The organism is Marinobacter sp. NFXS9, from assembly GCF_040148665.1.
Classification (GTDB): Bacteria; Pseudomonadota; Gammaproteobacteria; order Pseudomonadales; family Oleiphilaceae; genus Marinobacter_A; species Marinobacter_A mangrovi.
Window position 1 is genome coordinate 286,362 of record NZ_JAGDDW010000006.1, and the last position, 8,857, is coordinate 295,218.

Below are 8,857 nucleotides of genomic sequence, written 5' to 3' on the forward strand. Positions count from 1 at the left end.
ACCAAGAAAAAGGACAGAAAGAATGACGAATGAATGGCAAACCCAAAAGCGCCTGCTGGCCTGCGCCGTCCTGGCCGCAACACTGGGGCTGACGGCCTGCAACAACGACGATAACAACGATGACAGTGACGACGCCGACACACGCGTCAGCATTGCGCTGGAGCAGACCGGTCGCTACACCAGCGACGACAACGGCTTCGACGAAGGCGCCGCGGAAATCCTCACCTACGACAAGGATTCCACCACCCTGTTCATCACCAACGCAGACGCCAAACGGGTGGATGTGGTGGACGTGCAGGATCCCACCAACCCGCAGTTGATCGACCAGATCGACGCGTCCGCCAACTGGGCCGATGCCGGCGACATCAACAGCGTGACGTTTGCCAACGGGCTGATCGCCGTGGCGGTTGAGCACGACACCAAGACCGAGCACGGCCGCGTACAGATCTACAACAGCGCCGATCGCAATTTCCGCGGCCAGGTCGAGGTCGGCAGCCTGCCGGACATGGTCACCTTCAACCACGACGGCACCAAAGTGCTGGTGGCCAACGAAGGCGAACCCAACGACGATTACAGCGTGGATCCGGAAGGCTCGGTCAGCATCGTCGACGTCACCGATCCGGATAACCCGACAGCCCAGACCGTAGGCTTCACCGATTTCAATGTGGGCAACAGCCGTGCCGACGAGCTGCCGGAAGGTGTTCGGATCTTCGGCAATGCCGGTCGGACCGAACTGACGGTCACGGCCTACGGGGATACCGATCCGGCCACCCTGACCGTCAACGAGGATATCTCGGGTGTCAGCGCCAACGACTGGCTGACGTTGGCCTCGGAAGAAGGCGATCCACTGCCGTACCAGGTAGCCTCTGTTGACACGGCCAATAAGATCCTGACGCTGACCACGGATTTTGACGGCGATTCCGAGGTGGACGATTCCACCGCTGCTGGCCTGACCGTCTATCTGCACGATGGCCAGTCCACCGTCGCCGAGGACCTGGAGCCGGAGTACATCGCCATCTCACCGGACGGCTCCCAGGCGTGGGTCACCCTGCAGGAAAACAACGCCTTCGCCGTCATCGACATTGCCAACGCCAGCGTCGATCGTATCGTGGCGCTCGGCACCAAGGACTTCAACGCCGACGGTGTGGGCCTCGACCCGTCCGACAAGGACGACGGCATCCACATCGCGCAGTGGCCGGTGAAAGGCCTTTACATGCCGGACACCATCGCCTCGATCCAGATTGGCGGCAAGGATTACTACTTCACCGCCAATGAGGGCGACAGCCGGGAATACGACGGCTTTGTGGAAGAAATCCGCTTCGAGGACGCCCCGCGCGAAGGCGAGCTGGCCACCGCCGACTTCGGCGACAAGACGACCGTCGGTCGCCTGGCCACCAGCCTGACCTCAGACACCGACGGCAACGGCATCCTCGACACCGCCGAAATCTACGGCGCCCGCAGCTTCTCGATCTGGGACAGCGAAGGGGCCCTGGTGTCCGACAGCGGCAGCGATTTCGAGACCATCACCGCCGAGCAGTTGGGCGAGGACTTCAACAGCGACAACGACGAGAACGACTCCGGCGACAGCCGCAGCGACGCCAAGGGCCCCGAGCCCGAAGCCATGGCCGTGGGCCGGATCGGTGAGCAGACGTTTGCCTTCATCGGCCTGGAGCGGGTTGGCGGCATCATGGTGTACGACGTGAGCAACCCGGAAGCACCCGAGTTCGTCCAGTACCTCAACAACCGTGACTTCAGCTACCCGATCAAGGACAACATCGACGACGGCGACCAACCGGCCTATGCCGCCGGCGACCTGGCGCCGGAGTGCATCGACTTCATCAGCGGCGACGACAGCCCCACCGGTGAACCGATGCTGGCGGTGGGCAACGAAGTGAGTGGTTCAACCACGTTGTACACCATCAAGGTGACGGAAGAAGACGCGGAATAGAAGCGTTCCGCGGACATAAAAAGAGGCCCAGCCGGGCCTCTTTTTTGTTTCCTGTGTACCGATTTTCCCGGTTTGGCTTCCGTAGGTTGGGCTGACGCAGGAAGCCCAACAATCCGAGGTTTGGTGTCATGCCATGTTGGGCTTCCTGCGTCAGCCCAACCTACCTGAGCACCAAAGCGGAGCGCCCTATACCGCCACCTTCAACGGCGGCACATTCTGATGCAGGAACCACTTCTCCGTCACCACCTTGCGGGTAAACCAGTGCGACCGCATCAGCCCGCTGGCGACAGACGTCTTCACCCAGCCCGGCATCTGCCAGCCGTCCTGATCCGGCATGGCGCGCCGGCCGAAGCGGTCGGCAATGGCATCGCCGTAGCGTTGCAGACTCTGGGCACTCATGTCCGGTGCGCGGCGAATGGTTTCGGCGGCCAGCAGGGCGGATTCGATCGCCGGGCGGATGCCCTCGCCACTTTGCGTATAGGCCAGTCCGGCGGCGTCGCCGATCAGCATCATGCCGTCATCCACCAGCGGTCTTTCCGCGTGCGCGTAAAGCAAATAGGCATGGCCCTTAAACCGGCCGGGCAGGTCCGCGGGAATCCGGCCCTGGTCCTTCATCTCCTGGACGAAGGCCTCCAGGTGATCGGTGAGCTTGTGGTTGTCCTCCCGGCCCAGACCGATGTTGAGGAAGTTGCCCTTGCGGAAGACCCAGGCGTAGCCCTTCAGATCCCGACAGAACCACAGCTCCGGCTGGTCTCCGCTGGCGGCGCAGGTCTCGGCCTGTTCCGGCGTCATCTCGAATTCCACTTCCTTGGCGGCGACCACGGTTTCGTGGCTGCCGGGACCCTCGCCCAACTGGCGCGCCACCGGGCAGAAATGCCCGCCCGCACCCACCAACAGCGGCGCCTGGAAGGTGTCGTTGATGATCCAGTTGCCGCCCTCACGGCGGATGTCCTTGACCGGGGTCTTCAAAACCTTGTCGGCATTCTCCACCCGGTCCAGCAGATAGGTGTCGAACTCGCAGCGGCGGATGCCGTAACTGACCGGGTCGTCGCCGTGGTCGTTGTCCACCGCCGGCTGGCCCATCATGCCGATCCGGAATCGGGTGATCGGTTGCAGCACATGCTCCCGGCGGTAATCGTCCAGGTCGAGTTGCAGGCTCTCCGCAACGGCGGGGGTCACCCACCCGGCGCAGGTCTTGTCCCGTGGGAACTCGGCCTTGTCCAGGATCAGGATGCGCTTGCCGCTGTTGCGCAGCGCCCAGGCCAGAGTCGAGCCGGCCGGGCCGCCGCCGACGATCATCACGTCATAATGTTCCATGTCAGACAGACTCCGGTGCAGCCGGTGATTCATAGAGGTGTTTGCGATTGCGCGGAACCGTGTTGTTCTCGCCGTGGCTGAAGACCACCTGGAACAGCTGCAGCGAGCTGGCCTCAAAGGCGGCGATCGAGCCGGACAGGTACATGCGCCAGGCCCGGGCAAAATGCTCGTCGTACATCGCGATCACCTCGTCCACATGGTCTTCGAAGCGCTCCTTCCAGTGCTCCAGTGTGCGGGCGTAATGCAGGCGCAGGTTTTCCACGTCCAGCACCGAGAACGCGCCTTCCTCGCAGATGCTCATGAACTCGCCGATGCTGGGCGGGTAGGCGCCGGGGAAGATGCGCTTCTCGATCCAGGCGTTCATCTTCATGGGCCGGTTGCGGCCGATGCTGTGGAGCAGGGCCAGGCCGTTCGGCTTGAGGGCGCGCTTGATCACCGCGGCCATGGCGCTGTAATGGCTGGTGCCCACGTGCTCCAGCATGCCGACCGAGACGAAGGCATCGTACTGGCCGCTGATGTTGCGGTAGTCGTCTTCGACATACTCAATTAGATGGTCCAGCTGCTGTCTTTTGGCCTCTTCCCGGGCAAAGGCGAGCTGTTCCTTGGAGATGTTGTAGGCGTGGACCTTCACGCCGTAGTTGCGGGCCATGTAGCGGGCCAGGCCGCCCCAGCCGCAACCCGCCTCCACCACCGTCTGGCCGGGCTTGAGCTGGAGCTTGCGGCAGACGTGTTCCAGCTTGGCCAGCTGGGCCTGCTCCAGGGTGAGATCCGGGCTTTCGTAATAGGCGCAGGTGTATTGCATCTCCGCCGTATCCAGCCAAAGGCGGTAGAAGGCGTTGCCCAGGTCGTAGTGGTGATGGATGTTCTGGCGGGCTTCGGTCAGGTCGGTGGAGCGGGGCGCGTGGTTGGCCCAGAGCTTCTCCAGCCAGGCTGGCCATTTCTGGCGGGCATTGTGGGTGGCGCGGTAGAGTGTCGTGAGCAGTTCCGTCAGGTCGCCGGATACCGTCAGACGGCCAGCGCTGTAGAGATCGCCGAAGGCGAGATTGGGGTTGGCCACCAGGTGGTAGAGGGCTTTGGGATCGGTGAGGCCCAGGGTAAAACGGGGGCAGGTATCATCGAGTCGAACCTGGGAGCCGTCCCAGAGCTCGAACTGCACCGGCGGCCCGCCCGCAAACTCCATCAGCTTGGTCAGTAGTTTGCGTTCCCAGAAGTACGGTGCCCGATGGGTTTCGTACTCGCCCATGGGAATGGACAGGGCATTGTCGGTTTGCGACTCACTCGTCGAGTCGCTCCGGGTTTCGGTGTTCTGATACGCCATGGTGCTCTCCCTGAAAATTTAAGCCCTCACTTCGAGGTCCCCAATCACTTCGCCATGTTGTCTCAAGAAATACACTGTCACGTTTTTGTGATTATGCTCTCCCAGTATAGAAATTAGCCACTTAATGTCACTGATGCGCGTCAAGCCCGGGTTACTATCACCCTTATAGACCCACCATATCCCTATACTGTTTAGGATGTTACCGAACCTCGTCAAGGAGACCCTCATGACCCAGAACACCCGACTCCTGTTCATGGCCGGCAGCACGCGGACCGGTTCTTTCAATGCCCAACTTGCCGAAGCGGCGGCCCGCACGGCGGAAAAACGGGGCGACATCGACGTTACCCGCGTCAACCTCTCCCACTACAATATTCCGATCTATAACGGGGACCTGGAGCAGGAAAAAGGGATTCCGCAGGACGTTCGTGACCTGAGGCAACTGTTCGCCAGCCACCACGGCTTCTGCATCGCCTCACCGGAATACAACAGCACCCTCAGCCCGCTGCTGATCAACACCCTGCACTGGGTCAGCCGCCCGGACGGCGACGTGCCGGGACTGGTTGCCTTCCGCGGCAAAGTTGCCGGCTTGGTCGCGGCATCGCCGGGCGCCCTCGGCGGGCTGCGCGGCCTGGTGCCGCTGCGAATGATGCTGGGTAACATCGGCGTGCAGGTCATTCCCAGCCAACTGGCCATCGTCAAAGCCGGCGACGCGTTCGACGGCAACGGCGAGTTCAGGGACGCCGAGTGGCAGAAGAAGCTGGATGGTGTGATGGATGAATTGGCTCGGACGGCCGGCGCTATTGGGAAGGCTGAAGGGTAGCCGGCAATCCCTTCACAATCCCGTTGACATCAGCCCACGTCAACGGGGCTACGCACGCCAAAGCCACCCTGCCTGACCACGTGCGTGTAAATCTCCGTGGTCCTCACATCGGAGTGACCCAGCAGCTTTTGAATGGTGCGGATGTCATAGCCGGCTTCGAGCAGGCGAGTCGCGAAGCTGTGGCGGAGGACGTGACTGTTGGCTTGCTTATGGATGCCCGCTGTTTGAATTGCCCTTCGGATGGCTCGTTGTACCACCTGATCCTGTATGTGATGCCGACGTTTTATGCCACTTCGGGGATCGACCGATATCCTTTGTGCGGGGAACAGGTATTGCCATGCCAACTCGCGCGCAGCACTCGGATATTTCCTCGCCAGGGCCGCTGGCATGTAAACCTCGCCAAACCCGCTCAGCAGATCGCGATGATGTTGCGCCTCCACGAAGGCCTTCTGACTACGTAGTGGTTCCGTGAGGGTCTGGGGCAGCAAAGTTACACGGTCTTTGTTTCCCTTTCCGTTTCGGACAACGATCTGCTGCATGCTGAAATCCACATCCTTGATGCGCAGCCGCAGCGCTTCATTGATCCTCAAACCCGTTCCGTACATGAGTTTTGCGACCAGGGCATTAGTCTCCTCCAAGCAGGCCAGAACGGCCACCACTTCCTCATGGGAGAAAACGGTGGGCAGGCGTTTTGCCCGGCTCGCTGATTCGAACTGCAGATCTCCGAGTGGCTGATTCAAGTGATGGGTGTATAGAAAAACAAGGGCATTCAGCGCAGTCTTCTGCGTGCTGACACTGCTGTCTCTATCGACGGCAAGATGCGAAAGGAACCGTTCAACGTCTAAGGCGCCTAGTTTGGCTGGATGGATTCGGTCATGAAAATGAATATATCGACGGACCCAGTGGAGATAGGTTTTTTCAGTCTTGTAAGCGAGATTCCGGGAACGAATCGTGACACGCAGCTGATCCATAAAGCGCATGGGCTTCGCCGGCACAGGAGGTGGAACATCCATGACATATGCATCCATTCAATAGCTGTTTATATATACAGTATTTGTCAGCGAGGTGCTCGTCAATGGTGCCGTCCGACTGGAGTTCAGCGTCAAAGTGATCGAAAAGTCCGCTCCACAGAATGATGCCTATTTTCCATGGCCATGATTTCATTTGGTTTTTTGGGTTGCTATATCGGTGACCAACATCGTCGGAAATTTGGAGTTATCCATCAAATGATGAAAAACTCCACCAATCCAGGAGCGAACGTTGGCTTTATCTTTATGAAAGGGCTAGTCTTTTTCGACATAGGGCAGTATGGCCCAGCGGAGTTATACGTCTGGGGGATATATGTCAAATGACGTTGAATTAGCTGTTGGGCGGCTTGCCCACATGTCGGAAATCCCAGAGGAATAAGGTGCAGCTTTGGAATCAAAACTGAAGGAAGTGAAGCAAAGGACTGCCGCGTTAAGAGAGCGACTAGAAAAGAGACAGCACGAGGTTCGGGAAGCCCAGTTCATTGAGCACGACCCGAACAAACTGGAAGAATTGGAGGCTCTCGCAAAGGAAGATGTTCAGGAAATGCGCGATATAGAGGCGCAGACTAACGATCTCGAAGATATGATGCGAGAGATAGATAGTGATTTTAAGAATCTGGCAAATGTAGTTCTAACAACGTCAACAGCCTTTTTGGGTTTAACTGCCACATTCAGCTCCAGCCTCATACCGGCGGAACCGAAGGCAATTTATTGGCTTGTCGGTGCATGGGGTTTTTTGGCAGCCAGTATTATTGCATTCCCCTTAGGATCGCTTTTCAAAATCGTTGATCGCCTGGAAATGTTTCCGCCAAGATTGAGTGGACCATTCATCGTTGGGGCACTCATGGGCTGCGGCTTCGGTTTTTTTATAGTTGGTATTGTGGCATTCCTTATATTTGCAATTTTGAATATTCCAGGCCTCTGATCTATGGGTAGCGTCACTAGGAATTTGGAACCAGCGCCCAACAAGGGGCTGCAGCGGACCGCTTTTCCGGCGCGGTGCGCCTCCAAATCGGCCGCTGAGCCCAGGCGTTATATTTCCGGAGAGTCACAGTGAAGTATCTTATTCCAGTGTTTGTTCTTCTTTTTTCAATAAGCACCCAAGCTATGGAGGTTTCGTGCAACGACGCGAAATTCTATCTCAAGCATGCAGATATAGTATTTGTTGGCACCGTGATCGACCGAAAGTCCATTAAAAATAAAGCAGGTATTTGCTGGACTGCCGAACAAGGCAAGCAATGTGGGTCAAAGGTTGCCACCTTTAAAATTGAAGAGCTTATAAAAGGCAATGAGGCAAATATCACTACAGTCTTTGCTGGTGATGGGTGCTATTGCGTAGATCCCTATTTGGAGAGTGGAGAAAGGTATATTGTCTTCGCCACGAACAGCGGTGATAAGGCGGCCTACAACTCTATGAATGGTTGTGCCACCCAGCCTTATGAGCAAGAGGTCCTGAAAGAAATTAAGTCTGCGCAATGAAATATAACAAGCACATCAAAAATCGCTCCACTACGTTACGCTGGACCTCGCTGTCGCTCGGCCTTTTATGTGGGCGTTAAATGTATATACCTATGAAAACATTCGACCTAAAGCCTGCGGCCATAATGACCACTGTATGCGCGGCTGTTGGAGTGGGCATCCAATACGCCACCGGGTTCTATTGGCTAACTGCGACTTTGCTCGCAATGGTGGCTCTATTGGTAAACGGTTTAGTTATTTTCAATGAGGATCTTCAGCCGGGTGGATTGGACCATCAGGAAGGTGTTACCGACACCGCGCAGGCCAGAGCGGAGCAACGCAAAGCCAATTGGATTCAGCTTGCTATCATCATTTTTCTTTTAGTTGGTGCGTTGTGGTCCTCCATTTAACAAGGCAATTAAATTCGTTCCGGCCTTCGGCCTCCACCGGACGCCCTTTTCAGGGCGCCGTTTATTGCTGGCGTTAAAAGACAAAGGGAAAAGAAGAAAGTGATAGCAAGGATTTGGAGAGGATGGGCCACTACAGAGAAAGCTCAAGAGTACGAAAAGCTCTTTATTGAAAAGATACTTCCTCGGGTTACTCGTGGTGTAGATGGGTACATCAAAACCAATTTGCTGAAAAGAGAAGATGAAGGTGAAGTAGAGTTCACCACCATTTTTTGGTTTGAATCCATGGAGGCGGTAAAGCAATTTGCAGGTGACCATTTCAATCAGGCAGTGGTGCCTGATGAGGTCAGGCAAATCCTAAGTCGGTTTGAGGATTCGGTACATCACTATGAGGCAGCCCTCTAGCCTGCTTTTAACCAGTGCATCAACGGGACCGTGGACTTCCCCCAGTCGAGTGGACACGCATCGATAACTCCGAAACAGGAGCACACCGATGCCAGAAATGATCACAGGGAAGAAAACCCAGCAGTACAGCACTGAGTTCAAAGTCAAAGCGGTGGA

9 protein-coding genes are annotated in these 8,857 nt (G+C 57.2%); 6 read left to right on the plus strand and 3 right to left on the minus strand.

The window, feature by feature from the left end; genetic code table 11:
* Positions 1-22 precede the first annotated feature (22 nt).
* A complete protein-coding gene (locus J3364_RS12040) occupies positions 23-1,948 on the plus strand; it encodes a choice-of-anchor I family protein (protein WP_349558575.1) in 1,926 nt (641 codons plus the stop codon).
* Between the two features lie 186 nt (positions 1,949-2,134).
* Here J3364_RS12040 and J3364_RS12045 read toward each other — a convergent pair whose 3' ends face one another.
* Together J3364_RS12045 and J3364_RS12050 are read right to left on the minus strand one after the other, a co-directional pair.
* Positions 2,135-3,265 (minus strand): NAD(P)/FAD-dependent oxidoreductase, encoded by a 1,131-nt coding sequence (locus tag J3364_RS12045; RefSeq protein ID WP_349558576.1) that lies wholly within the window; start codon positions 3,263-3,265, stop codon positions 2,135-2,137.
* A gap of 1 nt (position 3,266) precedes the next feature.
* On the minus strand, positions 3,267-4,583 hold the full coding sequence (locus J3364_RS12050) for a class I SAM-dependent methyltransferase (protein ID WP_349558577.1): 1,317 nt from the start codon (positions 4,581-4,583) through the stop codon (positions 3,267-3,269).
* 226 nt (positions 4,584-4,809) lie between these two features.
* On the opposite strand from J3364_RS12050, the gene J3364_RS12055 reads away from it, so the two are divergent.
* Positions 4,810-5,403, plus strand: a complete 594-nt coding sequence (locus J3364_RS12055) for an NADPH-dependent FMN reductase (protein WP_349558578.1) — start codon at positions 4,810-4,812, stop codon at positions 5,401-5,403.
* A 29-nt stretch (positions 5,404-5,432) separates the two neighbouring features.
* On the opposite strand, the gene J3364_RS12060 is transcribed toward J3364_RS12055, so the two are convergent.
* Positions 5,433-6,416 (minus strand): integron integrase, encoded by a 984-nt coding sequence (locus J3364_RS12060; protein WP_349558579.1) that lies wholly within the window; start codon positions 6,414-6,416, stop codon positions 5,433-5,435.
* Between the two features lie 403 nt (positions 6,417-6,819).
* Between J3364_RS12060 and J3364_RS12065 the strand changes: the two genes are divergently transcribed.
* The 4 genes from J3364_RS12065 (at position 6,820) to J3364_RS12080 (ending at position 8,701) form a co-directional block, all read left to right on the plus strand.
* Complete coding sequence (locus J3364_RS12065) at positions 6,820-7,356, plus strand: hypothetical protein (protein ID WP_349558581.1); 537 nt, start codon at positions 6,820-6,822, stop codon at positions 7,354-7,356.
* Positions 7,357-7,484: 128 nt separating this feature from the next.
* Positions 7,485-7,910 carry a hypothetical protein gene (locus tag J3364_RS12070; protein ID WP_349558582.1) on the plus strand — a complete coding sequence of 142 codons (426 nt, stop codon included), beginning with the start codon at positions 7,485-7,487 and terminating at the stop codon, positions 7,908-7,910.
* A 92-nt stretch (positions 7,911-8,002) separates the two neighbouring features.
* A complete protein-coding gene (locus J3364_RS12075) occupies positions 8,003-8,299 on the plus strand; it encodes a hypothetical protein (RefSeq protein ID WP_349558583.1) in 297 nt (98 codons plus the stop codon).
* A 99-nt stretch (positions 8,300-8,398) separates the two neighbouring features.
* Complete coding sequence (locus J3364_RS12080) at positions 8,399-8,701, plus strand: antibiotic biosynthesis monooxygenase family protein (protein WP_349558584.1); 303 nt, start codon at positions 8,399-8,401, stop codon at positions 8,699-8,701.
* The last annotated feature ends 156 nt before the right edge of the window (positions 8,702-8,857 follow it).